This window comes from Pseudomonas sp. GW823-FHT05G12 (genome assembly GCF_058795575.1).
On sequence record NZ_CM179501.1, the window covers coordinates 4,826,508 to 4,847,396 of the forward strand.

A 20,889-nucleotide genomic window follows, 5' to 3' on the forward strand; every position below is an offset into this window, starting at 1 on the left:
ATGTTAACTTGGCGTGCCTGGATCGAAATCATGCAGGCTTTGGAACCCCATAAGCGAATGACATCCATGCTACTTATCGGCTTCATTTTCTTATGTTTTATTCCGATCTACCTAACGAACTGGAACAGCAGCACACAACCAGTAACAGCTCCCTGGGTACGCGTTCCAGCCACTCTTACATCAAAACCCGAACTTTGGGAGCATGACAAGTCGATCTACAGTTTTGGCATTACTTACACCGAACCAAGCGGCCATCTGATCAAAACATGGGTTTATGCAGAAAAAGCCCGCTTCGACGCCGCCAACCTTAGCAAGGCGACGCCCCTGTTTGCAGATGTCGAAGATGCTTTAGCCGGCTCAATCGTCAGACAATTATCGACCAGCGATGAAATTCTGTACGATCAAGCAATCAAGAAGTATGTGATAGAGACTTACAACCGGGAAGCAGTCGAGGGGATTGTGTTCTTCTCACTGCTGAGCCTGGCTTCGTTCGTCGCAGCAGGCGTCATGCACTGGCAGATCCGGAAGTGCAAAAGGCAATCCGAGATCCGCCACTAACAGTTGTATGTGTGGGAGCGTGCATGACTTGAAGTCAATGCGGTCGAGGTGGGAGCTGGCTTGCCGGCGATAGTCTGCAAAGCAGCCCCCTATTTGCAGTCAGCGCGGCTCCATATGCGCAATCATCAACTGCACACTCTCATTACCGCGAAACTCGTTCACATCCAGCTTGTACGCCAACTCCACCCAGCGCACCGTCGGGTTTGGCCACACTTCGCGGTCAATGCCGAAGGCAATGCCATCCAGCCGCACCGAGCCACATTCGCTCTTGAGCACCACTTTCAGGTGCCGTTCGCCAACCACACGCTGCTCCACCAACTGGAACACGCCATGGAACAGCGGCTCCGGGAAGTGCTGGCCCCAAGGCCCGGCGTGGCGCAGGGCCTTGGCCAGGTCGAGGTGGAATTCCTCGACCGCCAGGCTACCGTCGGATAACAGCCGGCCGGTCAGGTCTTCTTCGCGCAGTTGACGCCGCACCTCTTCATCGAACGCCTCGGCAAATGCCGGGAAATTGGCCTCGGGCAACGATAACCCTGCCGCCATGGCGTGGCCGCCGAACTTGCTGATCAACTGCGGATGGCGCGCCGCCACGGCATCCAGCGCATCGCGAATATGGAAGCCCGGCACCGAACGCGCCGAGCCTTTGAGCATGCCATCACCAGCATCGGCGAAGGCGATGGTCGGCCGGTGGTAACGCTCCTTCAAGCGCGAAGCCAGAATACCGATCACGCCCTGGTGCCAGTCGGCATCGAACAGGCACAACCCATACGGCATCGACTCGACCGGCAGGTCCTTGAGCTGGGCCAGGGCCTCGCGCTGCATGCCCTGCTCGATGGACTTGCGGTCCTGGTTCAGGTCGTCCAGTTGCTGGGCCATGTCCTGGGCCAGCGCCGCGTCTTCGCACAGCAGGCATTCGATACCCAGGCTCATGTCGTCCAGCCGCCCTGCGGCGTTCAACCGCGGGCCGAGGATGAAACCGAGGTCGGTCGAGGTGATGCGCCGGTGATCACGGCGGGCCACTTCGAGAATGGCCTTCAGCCCCGGTCGGGCTCGGCCGGCGCGGATGCGCTCGAGGCCTTGGTGCACCAGGATGCGGTTGTTGGCATCCAGCGGCACCACGTCAGCAACACTGCCCAGCGCCACCAGATCGAGCAGTTCGCCAATGTTCGGCTGTGGCTGCGCCTCGTAGCGCCCAAGGCTGCGCAAGCGAGCGCGCAGGGCCATCAACACATAGAAGATCACCCCTACCCCGGCCAGCGACTTGCTCGGAAAGCTGCAGCCCGGCTGGTTGGGGTTGATGATGGCATCGGCATCGGGCAACTGCTCGCCCGGCAGGTGGTGGTCGGTGACCAGCACCTTGAGCCCGGCGGCCTTGGCGGCTGCCACCCCATCAACACTGGAAATGCCGTTGTCCACGGTAATCAGCAACTGCGGCTGGCGCTGCAGCGCCACCTCGACGATTTCCGGGGTCAGGCCGTAGCCATACTCGAAGCGGTTGGGTACCAGGTAATCGACATGGGCCGCACCCAGCAGGCGCAGGCCCAGCACCCCGACGGTGCTGGCGGTGGCACCGTCGGCATCGAAGTCGCCGACGATGAGGATGCGCTGGCGCTGGTCGATGGCTTCGACCAGCAGGTCCACACCGGCCTCGATGCCCTTGAGCTGCTGGTACGGCAGCAGGCGTGCCAGGCTTTTGTCCAGCTCGGCTTCGCTCTGCACGCCGCGCGCGGCGTAAAGGCGGGTCAGCAAGGGTGGCAGGTTACCCAGAAATGGCAGGGTCGGCGGCAGCGGGCGAGGTTCGATACGCATGGGTTGCTTCAACCACGCTCACCGAGCAGCCACTGCAGTTGTACTTCATGCTGGCCACGGTCGTCAGTCACGAATACCGTGCCTTCACTGATCATCACGTCCCACTTGATGCTACGCGGCATGTCGGTCGCCAGGGTTTCCAGCACCTCTTGCGGCACAGCGGCAATGCTCAGGTTTTTCAGGTTCTTGACCGCGCTCACCACTTTACCCTCCCACACTCGCAGGCTGCCGTAAGCCAGCAAGCTGGTGCGTTCGGTACGACGCGAGCACCAGGTCAGGCGATCGGCATCGGGCTGGCCAACTTCAATCCAGTGCAGCACGCGATCGTCCAGGCTCTTTTCCCACAACGCTGGCTCATCGACATCCGACAGGCCGCGGCCAAACGACAAGTTCTCGTTGTACCAGAGCGCGTACGCCAACAAACGAACGGCCATGCGCTCTTCGGTTTCCGAAGGGTGCCGAGCGATAGTCTGTTTGACGCTTTCGTAGACGTTGCGATCAAGGTCGGTGAGATTCAATTCGAACTTGTAGGTGGTGGACGGCTGGGCCATGGTCGACGGGCTTCGTGCAAAAGAAAGTGGCACAGTCTAACCCATCCGCACCCTCCATGCCCCGCAGCAGTACCCGGCGAAACCGACGTGTGATAAAACCACGGCTCTGCCCAACTGCCACGGACACCCCATGTCGACGCCCAGCAAACCCCTCGCCGGCCTTAAAGTTGTCGAACTCGGTACCCTGATCGCAGGGCCGTTCGCCTCGCGTATCTGTGCCGAATTCGGCGCCGAAGTGGTCAAGGTCGAATCCCCCGATGGCGGCGACCCGCTGCGCAAGTGGCGCAAGCTGTACGAGGGCACCTCGCTGTGGTGGTTCGTGCAGGCCCGCAACAAGCAGTCGCTCACCCTTAACCTCAAGCACCCCGAGGGCCGCGATATCCTCAAGCGCCTGCTGGCCGAGGCCGACATCCTGATCGAAAACTTTCGCCCGGGCGTGCTGGAAAAACTCGGTTTGGGGTGGGATGTGCTGCATGCGCTGAACCCGCGTCTGGTGATGGTGCGCCTGTCGGGCTTTGGCCAGACCGGGCCGATGAAAGACCAGCCAGGCTTCGGTGCCGTAGGCGAGTCGATGGGCGGCCTGCGCTACATCACCGGTTTCGATGACCGCCCGCCGGTGCGCACCGGGATTTCCATCGGTGACTCGATTGCCGCCCTGTGGGGGGTGATCGGCGCGCTGATGGCGCTGCGCCACCGGGAAGTCAATGGCGGCCAGGGCCAGGTGGTGGACGTGGCCCTGTACGAGGCGATCTTTGCCATGATGGAGAGCATGGTCCCGGAATTCGATGTGTTCGGTTTCATCCGCGAACGCACCGGCAACATCATGCCAGGCATCACGCCCTCCTCCATCCACACAAGCGCCGACGGCAAGCATGTACAGATCGGCGCCAACGGTGATGCGATCTTCAAGCGCTTCATGCAGGCCATCGGTCGCGATGACCTCGCCAACGACCCGACCCTGGCCAGCAACGACGGCCGCGACCTGCGTCGTGACGAGCTGTATGGGGTGATCGACCGCTGGGCCAACAGCCTGCCACTGGAGCAACTGATGCAGGTGCTGACCACTGCCGAAGTGCCGGCCAGCCGTATCTATTCGGCCGAAGACATGTTCAACGACCCCCAGTACCTGGCACGCGAGATGTTCCTGCAGGCCAAGCTGCCGGATGGCAAGCCATTCCACATGCCCGGCATCGTGCCCAAGCTGTCGGAGACTCCCGGCTCTAGCGAATGGGTCGGCCCGGCCTTGGGCGAGCATACCGAGGCGCTGCTCGGCAGCCTGGGCTACGACGCAGCGGCCATCGCCAGCCTGCGCGCAGCGGGCACGGTCTGATCCTGGCGCTGACCGGCTCCATGTGCGCGCCCCGCTGCCTACGCCATCTGCTCCTGCTCTGCGGGCTATTGCCTGCGTTGCTGTTGCAGCCAGCAAGCGCCAAGGAGCACCTCTTCTGGCTGGTGCGCGACCTGCCACCGTTCACCATTTTTGATGGCCCGGAAGAAGGCCGGGGGGTCATCGACCAGTTGTTACCGCTGCTGATAAGGCAAATGCCCGAGTACGAACACAGCATCGTGCGGGTCAACCGCGCCCGCAGCCTGCAGATGCTGCAAGACCGTGACACCTTCACCTGCGACCCAACCCTGCTGTGGACACCGGAACGGGCCAAATATGTGCATTTTTCTGTTCCATCGCTGGGCGTGCTCAGCGGCGGCCTGGTGTTGCGCAAGGAAAACCAGGCGCTGGTGGCACCCTACCTCGACGGCCAGCAGGTGGACTTGCATGGCCTGCTGAGCAAGGCCCCGCTAAAGCTTGGGATTGTCGCGGAACGCAGCTACGGCACGCAGATTGACAGCATCTTGCGCCAGTTACCCGACAGCGCGCTCAGCCGCCACTACGGCAACGAGGCCACCGCCAACCTGCTGCAGATGCAGCAGTTGGGGCGCCTGCGCCTGGTGCTCGGCTACTGGCCTGAAGTGCGCTACCTGATCCAACAACAAGGCGGGTCACTGGCTGACTACCAGTTTCATACTGTGCAGGGCGTGAATCGCTACCAGTTTCTGCATGTGGGGTGTTCAGACAGCGAATTGGGGCGTGCGGCAGTTGCCCACATCGACCAGTTGCTGCCCACCCTGCGCCGGGATGTGTTGCCAGGGTTGTATGCCCGCTGGCTGGACCTGGCATTGCGGGAGGACTATCTGGAGGAAAGCCGGCGTTTCTTTGAGGACAATTAAGCCCAACCGGTCTGCACCGTCATTGCAGGAGCAGCCGCGGGATACGTGCCTGCCCAGAAAAAGAAACCCCAGGCGCTGGGGAAGACGCCCGGGGCCAAGCGAAAGCCCTTGAGGACTTCCCGTGGCAGCCTTGCCAGCGCCGGAGCAAAGCACTGGCTGGCTGCCCTTACACTGTCTGATAAACCACTCAGGCAAAGGTTCCCTGCGGTTGCTGGCGATGCTGCAATGCTGCGATGACACACGGCTGCAACCGCCCCTCAGCTATCTGCAGGTCTCGGTGCAGGCCGTCCACGAGGTCGATCAGCAGGCGTTGCTCCTGCAATTGGCGCTCGCTAACCGTGCGCCGCAAGGTAATACCTGAGAGAGGGTCGTGAACGGTCAGTTGGCGATTACCACTGGGATCGGCGATGCCGAGGTGGGTCTGATAGGGCGTCAGGGCTTCGTTGAGCAGGCTGCAGATTCTTTCCATCCGGATCACTCGCTGCGTGGTGGGACCTAAAGTAACTGACCAGCAGGCGCCGCAGAAAGTTCGTCAAACCGCGCCCGCTTCAGTGAGCATGCGGGGCTGGCATGACAGTTTGAATACGCCTCCCTGGGCGCACCTGCAGTGTTTGCAAGGCCTGCTGCAGGCGTGGCATCGACAGCGGCCAGGGCAACTCGTCGAGCACCCACATGCCGCGCTTCCTGGCCTCTTGGGCAAGGTTTTGACGCGTTGGGGCAGGCTGGCCGACGAACAGCAATGCGCGCGCTCGCTGCGGCTGGGCGAACAGAGCAAGGCCGGCCCGGGCTGGCATGGCGTGGTCGAGGATCAGCAGGTCGGGGCGACGCTCAGCACAGAGGCAGGCGTCGAGGTCAGCGATGCTCTCGCTGATGCGCACGTTGAAGACGCCTTGGCCGTTAAGCGCCTGGTGCAAGAGGATCTGGTGGGACGGGCGAGCCTGGTGGATCAACACATAGGGCTGGTGCATGAGCCGCTCCTGTTGGGAGGACCGGCTAATTTATGCGGGGTGCTCGGCGGACCGAATAGGATGTTTCTGATAGACCTGAGAGAAAAGGCTGAGACGTTGGGGCTGCTCTGCAGCCCCAAACGCCATGCAATTACAGCGGCTTGCCGCGGTTGCCGTGCTGGCTGACAAAGCCCTGTACAGCCTTCAGGTCGTTGGCCAGTACAGTGCAACGCTCTTCACGGCTGAACAGGTCGCTGAGGTGCGCGGGTAGCTCCAGCGCCTTGCCCACACCGGCCTTCTCCACCGCTTCCGGGAACTTGACCGGGTGCGCGGTACCCAGCACCACCATTGGCGTGTCCAGGCTACGGCGGCACTCGCGGGCAGCCTTGACGCCGATTGCGGTATGCGGGTCGAGCACTTCACCGGTGGCGGCGAACACTTCTGCGATGGTCTCGCAGGTTTGCTCGTCGCTGACAGCCAGCGAGTCGAACAGTTTGCGGGCTTCGGTCCAGCGGTCTTGCTCGACGCTGAAGCCGCCACCTTGCTTGAAGTTGGCCATCAGCTCGGCAATCGCACCACCGTTGCGGCCATGCAGGTCGAACAGCAGGCGCTCGAAGTTGGACGAGACCATGATGTCCATCGACGGCGACAGGGTCGCGTGCAGGGTTTCCTTGACGTACTGGTTGCCGCTCATGAAGCGGTGCAGGATGTCGTTGCGGTTGGTGGCGACGATCAATTGGCTGACCGGCAGGCCCATGTTGCGCGCCAGGTAGCCGGCGAAGATGTCGCCGAAGTTGCCGGTCGGTACCGAGAACGCCACCGAGCGCGCCGGGCCACCCAGCTGCAGGGCTGCATGGAAGTAGTAGACGATCTGGGCCATGATCCGCGCCCAGTTGATCGAGTTGACGGCGACCAGGCGGGTGCCCTTGAGGAACGACTGGTCGGCGAAACTGGCCTTGACCATTTCCTGGCAGTCATCGAAGTTGCCTTCGATGGCGATGTTGTGGATGTTGTCGCCAAAGATGGTAGTCATCTGGCGGCGCTGCACTTCCGACACACGCTGGTGCGGGTGCAGGATGAAGATGTCGACGTTGTCGCAACGGCGGCAGCCTTCGATCGCGGCAGAACCGGTATCACCGCTGGTGGCACCGATGATGACCACGCGCTCGTTGCGCTTGGCCAGCACATGGTCAAGCAGGCGGCCGAGCAACTGCAGGGCAAAGTCCTTGAACGCCAGGGTCGGGCCGTGGAACAGCTCCAGCACCCACTCGTTGCTGTTCAGCTGACGCAACGGGGCGACCGCAGCGTGGGCGAACTCGCCGTAGGTTTCTTCGAGGATCTTCTTGAAGTCGGCGTCGGCGATGCTGCCTTCGACGAACGGGCGCATCACGCGGAAGGCCAGCTCGTGGTAGGGCAAGCCGGCCCACGAGGCGATTTCTTCCTGGGTGAAGCGGGGCAGGTTTTCCGGCACGTAGAGGCCGCCGTCGCTGGCCAGGCCAGCCAGCAGCACGTCTTCGAAATTCAGGGCCGGTGCCTGGCCGCGGGTACTGATATAGCGCATGGGTGCAAACCTTCGATGCTGGGGCCGGGGCCGCGCGGGCGGCCCGTCGGCAATATTTGTTAGTTGAGCTGCTCGACGCGAATGCGCACAACCTTGCCGACCACGTCTTGCAGGGCTTCCAGGGCGACGATGGCGTCATTGATTCGCTGCTCGACCACGCCATGGGTCACCAGGATCATTGGCACCAGGCCGTCCTGTTCCTCGGCTTCCTTCTGCATGATCGACTCGATGTTGATACCGCGCTCCGAGAGGATGCTGGCGACCTGGGCCAGTACGCCCGGGTGATCCTTGGCCTGGATGCGCAGGTAGTAGGCGCTTTCGCAGGCTTCGATCGGCAGGATCGGGTGGGCCGACAGCGAGTCTGGCTGGAAGGCCAGGTGCGGCACACGGTTTTCCGGGTCGGAGGTCATGGCACGGACCACGTCGACCAGGTCGCCGACCACTGACGAAGCGGTAGGCTCCATACCCGCGCCAGCACCGTAGTACAGGGTGGAGCCGGCAGCATCACCGTTGACCATGACAGCGTTCATCACACCGTTGACGTTGGCGATCAGGCGGTCGGCCGGGATCAGCGTCGGGTGCACGCGCAGCTCGATACCTTCGGCGGTGCGACGCGCCACACCCAGGTGCTTGATGCGGTAGCCCAAGGCCTCGGCGTAGTTCACGTCTGCCGTTGTCAGCTGGGTGATACCTTCGGTGTAGGCCTTGTCGAACTGCAGCGGGATACCGAACGCGATGGACGCCAGGATCGTCAGCTTGTGCGCAGCGTCGATGCCTTCTACGTCGAAGGTCGGGTCGGCTTCGGCGTAGCCCAGCGCCTGGGCTTCAGCCAGCACGTCCGGGAAGGCACGGCCCTTCTCACGCATTTCGGTGAGGATGAAGTTGCCGGTGCCGTTGATGATGCCAGCCAGCCAGTTGATGCGGTTGGCCGACAGGCCTTCGCGGATGGCCTTGATCACCGGGATGCCACCGGCTACGGCCGCCTCGAACGCGACAATCACGCCCTTCTCGCGGGCTTTGGCGAAGATTTCGTTGCCGTGCACGGCAATCAGCGCCTTGTTGGCGGTGACCACGTGCTTGCCGTTTTCGATGGCCTTCAGCACCAGGTCGCGGGCGATGGTATAGCCACCGATCAGCTCGATGACAATGTCGATCTCCGGGTTGCTTGCAACTTCGAACACGTCAGCGGTAATGGGGGTACCGGTAATCTGGCAGTTCGGGTTCTGCGAGCGCATGGCGATCTGTGCCACTTCAATACCGCGCCCGGCACGGCGGGCAATCTCCTCGGCGTTGCGCTGAAGTACATTGAAGGTTCCGCCACCGACGGTCCCCAACCCACAGATGCCTACTTTGACCGGTTTCACTGTGAACTCCCCATTGAACGGCCGACACGTTTGCCGACCGTGAAACTTGCCGTCACCCCATGACGACGGCGTACTGAACTGGATTACTTGGCAAGTGCCAGCTTGGCGACCTGCGGTGCCGGCTGGTAGCCCGGAATGACCTGGCCGCTTTCAAGAACAATGGCCGGCGTGCCGTTGACCCCGATCGACTGACCCAGCTGGAACTGCTTGCTGACCGGGTTGCTGCACTTGGCGGCCTTGATTTCTTCACCTTCGACCATTTTGTCCATCGCCCCGCGGCGGTCGCTGGAGCACCACACCGCCTGCAACTGCTGGTCACCCGACGAACCGAGGCCCTGGCGCGGGAAGGCGACATAGCGCACTTCGATACCGCGACGGTTCAACTCGGGCACTTCGGCGTGCAGCTTGTGGCAGTACGGGCAGGTAGTGTCGGTGAACACGGTGATGTGCGACTTGGTCTCGCCTTTGGCAGGATAAACCACCATCTCGCCGGCTGGAATGCCGTTGATGAGCTTGGCGATACCTTGGCGTTCGGTTTTTTCGGTGAGGTTGACCGGCTTGCCGTCCTGGATCTGGAACAGATAGCCCTGCATCACGAACTGGCCGTCAGCGCTGGCGTACAGCACGCGGCCGCCCTGCAGCTTGACTTCATAGAGGCCGTTGAGCGGGCTGCTGGCCACGCTTTCCACAGGCACTTCCAGTTCGAGGTTCTGCAACGATTTACGGATGGCCTGCTCGGCACCGGCGTTGCTATCGGTTGCCGCGGCAACGGCAAAGGTACTGGCCAGCGCCAACGCGGCGGCGGCGAAAAACTGGGTCACGCGCATGGGAACTCCTGAAGGCGGACAGGGGCCGGAGGGCGCCACCTGCGGAAAATACGCGGTGACCGTGCGGCCCTTGGTGCAAACCGCCCAAGCCTACCACATCACGCTGCCCGTGAAGGGGGTCGCAAGGACCGGTCGGCGGAACATGAAAAACATTCATCCACGCGGGTGGTGCTGGGCGTGCAACTGCTGCAGGCGGGCCTTGGCGACGTGGGTATAGATCTGCGTGGTCGACAGGTCACTGTGGCCCAGCAGCATCTGCACCACCCGCAAGTCGGCACCGTGGTTGAGCAGGTGGGTGGCAAAGGCATGACGCAGGGTGTGCGGCGACAGCGGCTTGTCGATGCCGGCAACCCGTGCGTGGTGTTTGATACGGTGCCAGAAGGTCTGGCGCGTCATCTGCTCGCCGCGCTGACTGGGGAACAGCACGTCGCTGGGACGGCCATTGAGCAGTTCGGCGCGACCATCGCGCTGGTAGCGCTCCAACCACACCACCGCCTCTTCACCCATGGGCACCAGGCGTTCCTTGCTGCCCTTGCCCATCACCCGCAGCACACCCTGGCGCAGGTTGACCTGGTCGAGGGTCAGGCTGACCAGTTCGGTAACCCGAAGGCCGCACGCGTAGAGCACTTCGAGCATGGCACGGTCGCGTTGGCCAATGGCTTCGCCCAGGTCCGGAGCCTGCAACAGGGCTTCGACATCGGCTTCGGACAGCGACTTGGGTAGCGGCTTGCCCAATTGCGGCATGTCGACCTGCAGGGTCGGGTCGATGGCCACCAGCTTTTCCCGCAGCAGGTAACGGAAAAAGCCGCGCAGACCGGAGAGGAAACGCGCCGTGGAACGTGGCTTGTAGCCCTGATCCAGGCGCCAGGCCAGGTGATCGAGGATCAGGTCGCGGCCGGCGTCCGGCAGCGATACCGAATGCTCCTGCAGCCAGCCATTGAACAGGGCCAGGTCGCTGCGGTAGGACACGCGGGTGTTGTCGGACAGGCCTTTTTCCAGCCATAGGGCGTCAAGGAACTGGTCGATCAGGGGGTGGTCGAGGGCGGGCATGAAATCTCGGTGGCAAACGACGAAATGGCGCTTAGTCTTTCATAACAACGTCGGCATAGGGAGCCCGCATGAGCGAACAGCAGATCCTTCTGAGTGTGGGCGGCATCGGCGCAGCGGCGCTCGCCTGCCAGTGGCTGGCCTGGCGCCTGAAGCTGCCGGCGATTCTGTTTCTGTTGTTGGCCGGGATCCTTGCCGGCCCAGCGCTGGGATGGCTCGACCCCGAGGCGCTGTTCGGCCCATTGCTGATGCCGCTGGTGTCGCTGGCGGTGGCGCTGATCCTGTTCGAAGGCAGCCTGACCCTGCACCTGTCGCAGTGGCGCGAGATCGGCAGCGTGGTGCATCGCCTGGTCACGGTGGGTGCACTGGTCACCTGGCTGGTGATTGCACTGGCAACCCACTGGCTGCTCGGGTTCGACTGGCCGCTGGCGATTCTTTTCGGCACCCTGACGCTGGTGACCGGCCCGACGGTGATCGTGCCGATGCTGCGCGTGGTGCGGCCAAAGTCTGCGATCGCGAACATCCTGCGCTGGGAAGGGATCATGATCGACCCCATCGGCGCGCTGCTCGCCGTGGTGGTATACAGCTTCATCATCGCCAGCGCCGAGGGTAACGGCCTGAGCCAGAGCCTTATCACTTTTGCCGGTGTGATCTTCTGCGGTACCGCCCTGGGCGCAGCAGGGGGCTGGGTACTGGGGCAAATCATGCGCGAACAGTGGCTACCAGAATATCTGCACAACCTCGCGTCACTGGCGGCGGTACTGGGCATTTTCATCGCCGCCAACCAGATCGTGCACGAGTCCGGGCTGCTGGCGGTGACCGTGATGGGCATGTGGCTGGCCAACATGCGCGGGGTTGATGTGCGGCAGATCCTGCACTTCAAGGAAAACCTCAGTGTCCTGCTGATTTCCGGCCTGTTCATTCTGCTGGCTGCACGCCTTGATCTGCATGCCCTGCTGGGCCTTGGCCCTGCTGTGCTGGCATTGCTGCTGGTGATCCAGCTGCTGGCACGCCCGCTCAACGTTTGGCTGGCCACACTGGGCTCGACACTCAACTGGCGGGAGCGCGCGCTGCTGGCCTGGATTGCGCCGCGCGGCATCGTTGCCGCGGCCGTTTCCGCTATTTTTGCCATCCGCCTGCACCAGGCCGGCCACCAGGATGCCTTGCTGCTGGTACCGTTGACCTTCGCGGTAATCATTGGCACGGTGGTACTGCAAAGCGCCACGGCCAGGCCGCTGGCACGCTTGCTCAAGGTCGCCGAACCGGCACCCAGCGGGTTTCTCATCGTCGGTGCCAACGAACCGGCCCGGGCCATCGCCAAAGCCCTTCAACAATTGGGCTGCCGGGTTTTGCTGACGGACTCCAGCTGGGAAAACATCCGCGCCGCACGCATGGACGGGCTCACGACCTACTTTGGCAACCCGGCCTCGCAGCATGCCGACGCCCATCTGGACCTGGTCGGCCTCGGGCACTTGCTGGGCCTCTCTCCCGCCGGCGAAATCAATGCCCTGGCCTGCGCCAGGTTCCGTCATGATTTCGGCCACAGCCGGCTGTTCGTGCTAGCCAGTGGCCTGGAGAAACAACGTAGCGACAAGCACCGGGCGGCCGAAGAGCACCGCGGGCATCTATTGGGGGCCAAGCCGATGACCTATCTGCAACTGGCCAACCGTCTGCATCAAGGCGCCGAGCTGTATAGCACCAACCTGACCGAAGGCTTTGGCTGGGATGCCTACCAGGCACTGCATGGCGAACGGGCAAACTTGCTGTTCGCGCGCGATGGCCATGGCTGGGTCCATGTAGCCAGCCCTGATAACCCGTTGCAGCCACAACCGGGCTGGACCTTGGTGGCATTGATCGAGCCAGCAGCGCAACCGTAATGCTCAGGTGCCTGGCAGCACGGGCACCGGGCGCTTGTCCTCGTCAATGGCGACGAAGCTGAACACCCCATGGATTGCCCGATCACGGCCATCCAGGTACATGTTCTCGACAAACACATCCACCTGCACCTGCAAGCTGGTATTGCCGACCTTGATCACCGTACCCACCAGCTCGACGATCGAGCCCGCCGGAATCGGGTGCTTGAAATCGATACGGTCGGTAGACACGGTCACCAGCGGCAGGCGGCAGAAACGCGTGGCAGCGATGAACGACACTTCGTCCATCCAGGCCAGGGCGGTGCCGCCGAACAGGGTGTTGTGGTGGTTGGTGGTATTGGGGAACACCGCCTTGGTCACGCGGGTAACCGACAGTTCGGTGCGGCGCTGGATTTCCTGGTCTCGGGTCGTCATGGCAATCACATTTTCGGGGTTTCAAAACGCAAAAAAGCAGCCCGAAGGCTGCTTTTTTCTCGCTAGGCGGCCTCGGCCACCGGGCAAACTGCACTCAGGACAGTTTTTCCTTGATGCGAGCGGCTTTGCCGGACAGGTCGCGCAGGTAGTACAGCTTGGCTTTACGCACGTCACCACGACGTTTCACGGCCAGGCTGTCGATTTGCGGGCTGTAGGTCTGGAAGGTACGCTCTACGCCAACGCCGCTGGAGATCTTGCGCACGGTGAAGGCGCTGTTCAGACCGCGGTTACGCTTGGCGATAACGACGCCTTCGAACGCCTGCAGACGGGAACGCTCACCTTCCTTCACTTTAACCTGAACGACAACGGTGTCGCCTGGTGCGAAGGTTGGGATTTCCTTGCTCATCTGCTCGGCTTCGAGCTGCTGGATGATCTTGTTGGTCATGCTGTGCTCCTAAGATGGATACGCGATCCACCATCGATACGTTTAACTATCGTCCCGCTCGCGGAGATATTCCTCGAGCAGCTTCTTCTCTTCTCCAGAAAGCGAGCGACTTTCCAGAAGATCGGCGCGTCGTTCGAAGGTCCTACCAAGGGACTGCTTCATCCTCCAACGCCGGATATGTGCATGGTTGCCACTTAGCAACACGTCGGGAACACGCTGATCCGCATACACCTCAGGCCGGGTGTAGTGCGGGCAATCGAGCAGACCGTCGGTGAAGGAATCTTCTTCCGCCGAGTCCACATGCCCTAAAGCTCCGGGCAGCAGTCGCGTAACCGCATCGATCAGTACCATGGCCGGCAGCTCGCCACCGGAAAGCACATAGTCGCCAATCGACCACTCCTCATCGACATGAGCCTCGATAAAGCGCTCGTCGATGCCTTCATAACGACCGGCGATCAGGATCAACGATTCCTGTTCGGCCAGGCCTTTGACCGCCTGCTGAGTCAGCTTGCGGCCTTGTGGCGAAAGGTAGATCACCTTCGCCGCTGCTCCGGTCGCCTGCCTGGCGCTAACCAGGGCGTCTTCCAGAGGCTTGATTTTCATCACCATGCCCGGACCACCGCCAAACGGCCGATCATCTACCGTGTGGTGACGATCTGTGGTGTAGTCCCGCGGGTTCCAGCAAGTCACCTGAAGCAACCCTTGTTTCACCGCGCGGCTGGTAATGCCGTACTCCGTGATGGCCGAGAACATCTCGGGGAACAACGTGATGACGTCTACGCGAAGGTTACCCATCGTTTAGAAGTCCGCGTCCCATTCGACCCGCATCACGCCTGCTTCGAGGTCGATTGCCAGCACACATTGCTCCGTATAGGGCAACAGACGCTCGCGATCATCCAGGCTGCCTGCGCAGGGCTTGACCACCATTACATCGTTCGCACCGGTCTCCAACAGGTGATCGACCTTGCCGAACAGTTGTTCGTCCTGGTTGATGACCTTCAGACCTACCAACTGGTACCAGTAGTACTCGTCGGCAGCCAAGTTGGGCAAAAGGCTCCGCGGGATGCAGATTTCGTAACCGCTCAGAAGACGGGCTTCATCGCGATCGTCGAGACCTTTCAGCTTCACGACCAGGCCCTTTTGGGAGCCACGACCGCTGACCAGCTCGACCTGCTTTACCTTGCCTTCGTGCCGAAGCGTCCAGCGTGGATAATCCAACAGGTTTTCAATCGGATCGGTAAAGGAATACACCTTCACCTCGCCGCGAACGCCGTGAACCGAAAAAATCTTGCCAACGACGATGAGGTCGTCAGCCTTTTCTGGCGTCGCGTTCATACTATTCAGGCAGCGGCCTTGGCAGCTTCCTTCAGCAGCTGAGCAACACGCTCAGACGGCTGTGCACCCTGGCTCAGCCAGTAGGTGACGCGCTCTTGATTGACCGACAGCTTAACTTCGGCGCCAGCAGCGATTGGGTTGAAGAAACCTACGCGCTCAACGAAACGGCCGTCACGGGCGTTACGCGAGTTGGTCACGGTCAGGTGGTAGAATGGGCGCTTTTTCGAGCCGCCACGGGCCAGACGAATGGTTACCATGTGAACATCGTTCCTATAGTCGGTGCTGCAGTTGATACAGCAGCTGGTACTGCAAATCTGAATGCCAAATAGGCACACGGGTGCCCAAAAGGCCGCATATTCTCGGGGAATACACGGACATTTGCAAATGACTTTTTCGGCAAGGCCTCGCCCTGCCGTCCAGATTTGCCGGTTGCGCCGCGAAATTCGCGGCTGTTGCCCCGCTACAGCGGGGGTTCTGGGCGCCTGCCCGACAAAAGGCAGGCACCCGGATCAGGGGTTACAGCTTTGGCATGCCGCCACCTGGCAGCATCCCACCGAGGCCGCGCATCATCTTGGCCATGCCGCCTTTGGCAGAGAACTTCTTCATCATCTTCTGCATCTGCTTGTGCTGCTTGATCAGCCGGCCGATGTCCTGCACCTGGGTACCGGAACCCAACGCAATACGGCGCTTGCGCGAACCGCTGATCAGGTCAGGGTCGCGGCGCTCGGCCGGGGTCATGGAGTTGATGATCGCTTCCATCTGCTTGAACTGCTTTTCGGCCGCGCCCTGGGCATTGCCCATTTGCGACAGGTTGACCCCGCCGATGCTTGGCAGCTTGTCCATCAGGCCGCCGAGGCCGCCCATGTTCTTCATTTGCTGCAGCTGGTCGCGGAAGTCTTCGAGGTCGAAGCCCTTGCCCTTCTTCAGCTTCTTGGCCAGCTTGTCGGCCTTGGCCTTGTCGATGGTCTGCTCGGCCTGCTCGATCAGGCTGAGCACGTCGCCCATGCCGAGGATGCGCGAAGCGACGCGGTCGGGGTGGAACGGCTCGAGGGCCTCGGTCTTCTCACCCATACCGATGAACTTGATCGGTTTGCCGGTGATTGCACGTACCGACAGTGCAGCACCGCCACGGGCGTCACCGTCAACCTTGGTCAGCACCACACCGGTCAGCGGCAGCGCCTCGCCAAAGGCCTTGGCGGTGTTGGCAGCGTCCTGGCCGGTCATGGCGTCGACCACGAACAGCGTCTCGATTGGTTTGACGGCAGCGTGCAGCGCCTTGATCTCGTCCATCATGTCGGCGTCGATGTGCAGACGGCCGGCGGTGTCGACGATGACCACGTCGATGAACTTCAGCTTGGCTTCACGGATGGCGGCTTCGGCGATGGCCACCGGCTTCTGGCTGATATCGGACGGGAAGAAGGTGACGCCGATATCGTTGGCCAGTGTTTCCAACTGCTTGATCGCCGCCGGACGATAGACGTCGGCAGACACCACCATCACGCTCTTTTTCTTGCGCTCTTTAAGAAAGCGCGCCAGCTTGCCGGCGGTGGTGGTCTTACCCGCGCCCTGCAGGCCCGCCATCAGCACGACGGCAGGCGGGGCGGCGTTCAGTGCGAGGTCTTCGTTGGCCGCGCCCATCAGGCTTTCCAGCTCGGCCTGGACGATCTTCACGAATGCCTGGCCCGGAGTCAGGCTGCGCGACACCTCGGTCCCGACCGCACGATCCTTGACGCTGTTGACGAAATCCTTGACTACCGGCAGGGCAACGTCGGCCTCGAGCAGCGCCATGCGCACTTCGCGCAGCGTGTCCTTGATGTTGTCTTCGGTCAGCTTGGCCTTGCCGGTGACATGGCGCAGCGTCTGTGACAGGCGGTCGGTCAGGTTTTCGAACATGGTGATCCTTTCAGGCCCAGTAAAGCCGAGGTTTGTCAGGTGCCAGGGGGGAAACACACACCCGCCGGGCACAGCAAGGCGGCGATTATAGCGAAGTGCAGCGGCGACGCACACCTTGGTAGATATTCGGTGGCTGTGCTGGCCTCTTCGCGGGCGCGCCCGTTCCCACAGGATCCTCACTGCTTGCAGGCCTGCGCCATCCCTGTGGGAGCGGGCGTGCCCACGAATGCCCCGACACAAGCCTTCAGTCTTCCTTGATCAGCGGAATCTATGCCAAACTCCGTCTCTTTAAAGGCTCGCCAACCAGGACTTATGGTCTCCTCACCCAGCCTCATCCCCAACCTGATCGCAGCCGGCCTATATATAGCGGCGGCCATCTACCAGGGCTCATACCTGTCCCAGGGCCGCAAGGCCGAAAAGCGCCTGCTTGGCCTGCTGGGTGCCATCGCGGTCCTGGCCCAGGCCGGTGCACTGTTCTTCCAGCTGATCACCCCGCTGGGCCTGAGCCTGGACTTCTTCAGCGCCGCCAGCCTGATCGCCGTGGCGGTCATCTCCCTGACCCTGCTGGCCTGCCTGCGCATACCCGTGGAAAACCTGCTGGTGCTGCTGTTCCCGCTGGGTGCGGTGACCGCGCTGCTGGCCCAGTTCGCCCCCCCCGGCACGGTACCGCTGATCAACGAAGAACCCGGCATCCTTGCGCACATCCTGTTGTCGATCCTGGCCTACGGGCTGTTCACCATCGCGGTGTTCCAGTCGCTGCTGTTGCTGCTGCAGGACCGCCAGCTGAAGAACAAGCACCCGTCCGGGCTGATCCGCAACTTCCCGCCACTGCAAACCATGGAAAGCCTGCTGTTCGGCTTCCTCTGGGCCGGCTGGTGCCTGCTGTCGCTGTCGCTGATCTCCGGCTGGCTGTTCCTCGACAACCTGTTCGCCCAGCACCTGGCGCACAAGACCTTGCTGGCCTGTGTCGCCTGGGTGGTGTTCAGCGTGCTGCTGTGGGGCCGCACCCGCCTGGGTTGGCGGGGCCACATGGCCATCCGCTGGACGCTGAGCGGTTTCTGCCTGCTGATGCTGGCCTATTTCGGCAGCAAGCTGGTTCGCGAATTCATCTTGCATATCTGACGGCCGCCCATGGACACCCTGCCGTACGCACCGCTATTCGGCACTCTGGCACTGGCCCTTTTGTGGTCAGCACTGTTCACTGCCGTGGAGGCTGCCCGCCTGCAGCTCAATGGCACACTGCGCGCCGGCGAAGACGGCCATCCCGTGCTGCCAGCCCAGGCCTTGGTGCTGTGCGCCAGCCTGGGCAAGCTGCTGGTGCTGGGGCTGGCCTGCCTGGTGGGCCAGCGCCAGAGTGGCGAGCACGGCTTCTGGCTGGCAGGCCTGGCCGCGACCCTCACCTTGCTGGTGTTTGCCGAGTACCTGCCGCGGCGCCTGGCCCGGCGTAACCCGCAGGCGTTCGTGAGCCTTGGTGCCAGCCTTCTGAAAGTGCCTCTTGCACTGCTGCAGCCACTGGCCTGCCTGCTGGACGGCGCCGCCAAGCTGATTCTGCGCCCGTTCCGGGCACAGCCCACGGCGGTGGCCCTGCACACGCAGGAGGCCGACGACTTCGATGAGGATGAACAGCACGAAGCACCTCGCCAGGGTCTGCTCGACGGCCTGCAGTCGCTGGACAAGATCACCGTCAACGACATCCTGGTGCCGCGCAACGAAGTGGATGGCATCAACCTCGACGAGCCGATCGAACGCATCGTCGAGCAGCTGATCGTCAGCCGCCACACCCGCCTGCCGGTCTACCACAACGACATCAACCAGGTCGAAGCGATCCTCAACACCAAGCTGATCAGCCACCTGCTGCCCAAGGCCGAGCTGACCCTGGAAGCGCTGCACAGCGCCTGCTACGAACCTTATTTCGTACCGGAAAGCACGCCCCTGCAAATGCAGTTGTTGAACTTCCACAAGCAGCAACGCCGCTTGGGCGTGGTGGTGGACGAGTACGGCGAAGTACTGGGTATCGTCACCCTGGAAGACATTCTCGAAGAGATCGTAGGCGAGTTCGAGGACGAGCAAAGCCTGGAAAACCCGCATGTGCACCCGCAACCCGATGGTACCTTCGTCATCGATGGCACCGCTTCGTTACGCGAAATCAACCGCACCCTGAGCTGGCACCTGCCCTGCGACGGCGGGCCGAAAACCCTCAACGGGCTGGTCACCGAGGCGCTGGAAAGCATCCCGGAAAGCGCTGTTTGCCTGAAAATAGGCCGCTATCGCCTGGAAATCCTTGAAACAGAGGACAATTGCGCCAGCAAGGTACTGGTGTGGACCGTGACCCGATAGCTATACTCGGGTCACGCTTACCCAGCCCCGCCGTCACGCCCGCTACCCGCACCCGGCGCTCCACGGCCAGTCCGCTCCACTGATACGCCCTGCGGTCCTGCGTCAACACCCCCGAACAGTACCCGCCCCGCCCCTACCCCCTTGGGCTATCGTCAGTCGGGCGCACACAATAAAACGCTCCGGCGCCCGCTTAACCGTACCCGCCCTTTTGCAGGGCATGCCGTCGCGGGCCAAGCCCATGGAGCCGGACCAGACTGTCAGGGACCTCCTCAATGACAAGCAGCACTTATGCCCAAGCGCCTGCCGCGCCAGTCAACTCGCCTGCGCGGGTAGCCACTGCCAGCTTCATCGGCACCGCCATCGAGTTCTACGATTTCTACGTCTACGCCACCGCCGCAGCCCTGGTGATCGGGCCGGTGTTCTTCCCGTCCGGGTCGGGCACCGCGCAAATGCTGGCCGCCTTCCTCACCTTCGGTATCGCCTTTCTCGCCCGGCCACTGGGCTCGGCGTTGTTCGGCCATTTTGGCGACCGTATCGGTCGCAAATCCACGCTGGTCGCCTCGCTGCTGCTGATGGGCGTATCCACCACCGCCATTGGCGTGCTGCCAGGCTATGACAGCATTGGCGTGTGGGCGCCGATCATTCTCTGCCTGCTGCGTTTTGGCCAAGGCCTGGGCCTGGGCGGCGAATGGGGTGGCGCGGCCCTGCTGGCTACCGAAAACGCCCCGGAAGGCAAGCGGGCCTGGTTCGGCATGTTCCCGCAGTTGGGCCCGTCAATCGGCTTCCTGGCGGCCAACGGCCTGTTCCTGACCCTGGCCCTGGTGCTCAGCGACGAGCAGTTCCGCGAGTGGGGCTGGCGCATTCCGTTCCTGCTCAGCGCCGCACTGGTACTGGTAGGCCTGTACGTGCGCCTGAAGCTCGAAGAGAGCCCGGTGTTCGCCAAGGCCGTTGCCCGCCACGAGCGGGTGAAAATGCCGGTGGTCGACCTGTTCTCCAAATACTGGCTGCCAACCCTGCTGGGCGCTGCGGCCATGGTGGTGTGCTATGCGCTGTTCTACATTTCCACGGTGTTCTCGCTGAGCTACGGCGTAACCACACTGGGCTACAGCCGCGAAACGTTCCTTGGCCTGCTGTGTTTCGCGGTGGTGTTCATGGCACTGGCCACACCGTTGTCGGCCTGGCTCAGTGACCGTTACGGCCGCAAGCCGGTACTGATCGTCGGCGGCCTGCTGGCGATAGCTTCGGGCTTTACCATGGAGCCACTGCTGACCTCGGGATCGACTGCAGGCGTGGCGCTGTTCCTGGCCATCGAGCTGTTCCTGATGGGCGTGACCTTCGCGCCGATGGGTGCACTGCTGCCAGAGCTGTTCCCGACCCACGTGCGTTATACCGGTGCCTCGGCGGCGTATAACCTGGGCGGTATCGTCGGCGCCTCGGCAGCACCGTTCTTTGCCCAGAAGCTGGTGAGCATGGGGGGTTTGAGCTGGGTGGGGGGTTATGTGTCGGTGGCAGCGGTGATCAGCCTGATTGCCGTGCTGTGCCTGAAAGAGACGCGCAATACCACGCTGTAAGCCACTGGGGCCGCTTTGCGGCCCTATCGCGACACAAGGCCCCCCAGGGATCGCGTAAGCCTGGAAGCTGCGCTATCCCTGTGGGAGCGGCCTTGTGTCGCGATAGGGCTGCAAAGCAGCCCCAGCACTC

At 62.3% G+C, this 20,889-nt stretch carries 21 protein-coding genes; 7 read left to right on the forward strand and 14 right to left on the reverse strand.

The window, feature by feature from the left end; genetic code table 11:
* A complete protein-coding gene (locus tag AC3RCM_RS22075) occupies nucleotides 1-558 on the forward strand; it encodes a hypothetical protein (protein WP_064490844.1) in 558 nt (185 codons plus the stop codon).
* A 99-nt stretch (nucleotides 559-657) separates the two neighbouring features.
* On the opposite strand, the gene recJ is transcribed toward AC3RCM_RS22075, so the two are convergent.
* A complete protein-coding gene (gene recJ / locus AC3RCM_RS22080; RefSeq protein ID WP_020192999.1) occupies nucleotides 658-2,367 on the reverse strand; it encodes a single-stranded-DNA-specific exonuclease RecJ in 1,710 nt (569 codons plus the stop codon).
* A gap of 8 nt (nucleotides 2,368-2,375) precedes the next feature.
* A complete protein-coding gene (locus AC3RCM_RS22085) occupies nucleotides 2,376-2,918 on the reverse strand; it encodes a YaeQ family protein (protein WP_003252169.1) in 543 nt (180 codons plus the stop codon).
* A 130-nt stretch (nucleotides 2,919-3,048) separates the two neighbouring features.
* Between AC3RCM_RS22085 and AC3RCM_RS22090 the strand changes: the two genes are divergently transcribed.
* Both AC3RCM_RS22090 and AC3RCM_RS22095 read left to right on the forward strand, forming a co-directional pair.
* Nucleotides 3,049-4,248, forward strand: coding sequence for a CaiB/BaiF CoA transferase family protein (locus tag AC3RCM_RS22090; RefSeq protein ID WP_010952569.1), 1,200 nt, complete (start codon nucleotides 3,049-3,051; stop codon nucleotides 4,246-4,248).
* Nucleotides 4,249-4,268: 20 nt separating this feature from the next.
* The gene (locus AC3RCM_RS22095; protein ID WP_492629141.1) at nucleotides 4,269-5,144 is read left to right on the forward strand and encodes a TIGR02285 family protein; all 876 of its coding nucleotides are present in this window, start codon (nucleotides 4,269-4,271) and stop codon (nucleotides 5,142-5,144) included.
* 187 nt (nucleotides 5,145-5,331) lie between these two features.
* Here the strand turns inward: AC3RCM_RS22095 and AC3RCM_RS22100 are convergent, their stop codons facing one another.
* The 6 genes from AC3RCM_RS22100 to xerD form a co-directional block, all read right to left on the reverse strand.
* On the reverse strand, nucleotides 5,332-5,613 hold the full coding sequence (locus AC3RCM_RS22100; RefSeq protein ID WP_003252163.1) for a DUF3509 domain-containing protein: 282 nt from the start codon (nucleotides 5,611-5,613) through the stop codon (nucleotides 5,332-5,334).
* Nucleotides 5,614-5,692: 79 nt separating this feature from the next.
* Nucleotides 5,693-6,112, reverse strand: coding sequence for an ANTAR domain-containing protein (locus AC3RCM_RS22105; RefSeq protein ID WP_104887118.1), 420 nt, complete (start codon nucleotides 6,110-6,112; stop codon nucleotides 5,693-5,695).
* Nucleotides 6,113-6,242: 130 nt separating this feature from the next.
* Complete coding sequence (thrC, locus tag AC3RCM_RS22110; protein WP_010952565.1) at nucleotides 6,243-7,652, reverse strand: threonine synthase; 1,410 nt, start codon at nucleotides 7,650-7,652, stop codon at nucleotides 6,243-6,245.
* 59 nt (nucleotides 7,653-7,711) lie between these two features.
* Complete coding sequence (locus tag AC3RCM_RS22115) at nucleotides 7,712-9,016, reverse strand: homoserine dehydrogenase (RefSeq protein WP_003252157.1); 1,305 nt, start codon at nucleotides 9,014-9,016, stop codon at nucleotides 7,712-7,714.
* Nucleotides 9,017-9,099: 83 nt separating this feature from the next.
* Nucleotides 9,100-9,843: a thioredoxin fold domain-containing protein gene (locus AC3RCM_RS22120; RefSeq protein WP_049587384.1), complete on the reverse strand. Its 744-nt coding sequence runs from the start codon at nucleotides 9,841-9,843 to the stop codon at nucleotides 9,100-9,102.
* Between the two features lie 153 nt (nucleotides 9,844-9,996).
* Entirely contained in the window at nucleotides 9,997-10,893 is an 897-nt protein-coding gene (gene xerD, locus AC3RCM_RS22125; protein WP_003252154.1) for a site-specific tyrosine recombinase XerD, read from the reverse strand.
* 68 nt (nucleotides 10,894-10,961) lie between these two features.
* Here xerD and AC3RCM_RS22130 point away from each other — a divergent pair, with 68 nt between their 5' ends.
* Nucleotides 10,962-12,767, forward strand: a complete 1,806-nt coding sequence (locus tag AC3RCM_RS22130; RefSeq protein ID WP_004575448.1) for a cation:proton antiporter — start codon at nucleotides 10,962-10,964, stop codon at nucleotides 12,765-12,767.
* A gap of 3 nt (nucleotides 12,768-12,770) precedes the next feature.
* Here the strand turns inward: AC3RCM_RS22130 and AC3RCM_RS22135 are convergent, their stop codons facing one another.
* The 6 genes from AC3RCM_RS22135 to ffh all read right to left on the reverse strand — a co-directional run bounded on the left by AC3RCM_RS22135 (nucleotide 12,771) and on the right by ffh (nucleotide 16,851).
* Nucleotides 12,771-13,178, reverse strand: a complete 408-nt coding sequence (locus AC3RCM_RS22135; RefSeq protein ID WP_003252150.1) for an acyl-CoA thioesterase — start codon at nucleotides 13,176-13,178, stop codon at nucleotides 12,771-12,773.
* A 94-nt stretch (nucleotides 13,179-13,272) separates the two neighbouring features.
* A complete protein-coding gene (gene rplS / locus AC3RCM_RS22140) occupies nucleotides 13,273-13,623 on the reverse strand; it encodes a 50S ribosomal protein L19 (RefSeq protein WP_003252148.1) in 351 nt (116 codons plus the stop codon).
* Nucleotides 13,624-13,665: 42 nt separating this feature from the next.
* The gene (gene trmD / locus AC3RCM_RS22145; protein WP_003252146.1) at nucleotides 13,666-14,418 is read right to left on the reverse strand and encodes a tRNA (guanosine(37)-N1)-methyltransferase TrmD; all 753 of its coding nucleotides are present in this window, start codon (nucleotides 14,416-14,418) and stop codon (nucleotides 13,666-13,668) included.
* A gap of 3 nt (nucleotides 14,419-14,421) precedes the next feature.
* Nucleotides 14,422-14,958 carry a ribosome maturation factor RimM gene (rimM, locus tag AC3RCM_RS22150; RefSeq protein WP_003252144.1) on the reverse strand — a complete coding sequence of 179 codons (537 nt, stop codon included), beginning with the start codon at nucleotides 14,956-14,958 and terminating at the stop codon, nucleotides 14,422-14,424.
* 5 nt (nucleotides 14,959-14,963) lie between these two features.
* Entirely contained in the window at nucleotides 14,964-15,215 is a 252-nt protein-coding gene (gene rpsP, locus AC3RCM_RS22155; RefSeq protein ID WP_003252142.1) for a 30S ribosomal protein S16, read from the reverse strand.
* A 259-nt stretch (nucleotides 15,216-15,474) separates the two neighbouring features.
* Complete coding sequence (gene ffh / locus AC3RCM_RS22160) at nucleotides 15,475-16,851, reverse strand: signal recognition particle protein (RefSeq protein WP_003252139.1); 1,377 nt, start codon at nucleotides 16,849-16,851, stop codon at nucleotides 15,475-15,477.
* A 312-nt stretch (nucleotides 16,852-17,163) separates the two neighbouring features.
* Between ffh and AC3RCM_RS22165 the strand changes: the two genes are divergently transcribed.
* From AC3RCM_RS22165 to AC3RCM_RS22175, 3 genes are all read left to right on the forward strand, one after another.
* Nucleotides 17,164-17,973: a cytochrome C assembly family protein gene (locus AC3RCM_RS22165; protein WP_064490840.1), complete on the forward strand. Its 810-nt coding sequence runs from the start codon at nucleotides 17,164-17,166 to the stop codon at nucleotides 17,971-17,973.
* A gap of 9 nt (nucleotides 17,974-17,982) precedes the next feature.
* Entirely contained in the window at nucleotides 17,983-19,188 is a 1,206-nt protein-coding gene (locus AC3RCM_RS22170; protein ID WP_010952559.1) for a transporter associated domain-containing protein, read from the forward strand.
* A 272-nt stretch (nucleotides 19,189-19,460) separates the two neighbouring features.
* Nucleotides 19,461-20,759, forward strand: a complete 1,299-nt coding sequence (locus AC3RCM_RS22175) for an MFS transporter (protein ID WP_010952558.1) — start codon at nucleotides 19,461-19,463, stop codon at nucleotides 20,757-20,759.
* The last annotated feature ends 130 nt before the right edge of the window (nucleotides 20,760-20,889 follow it).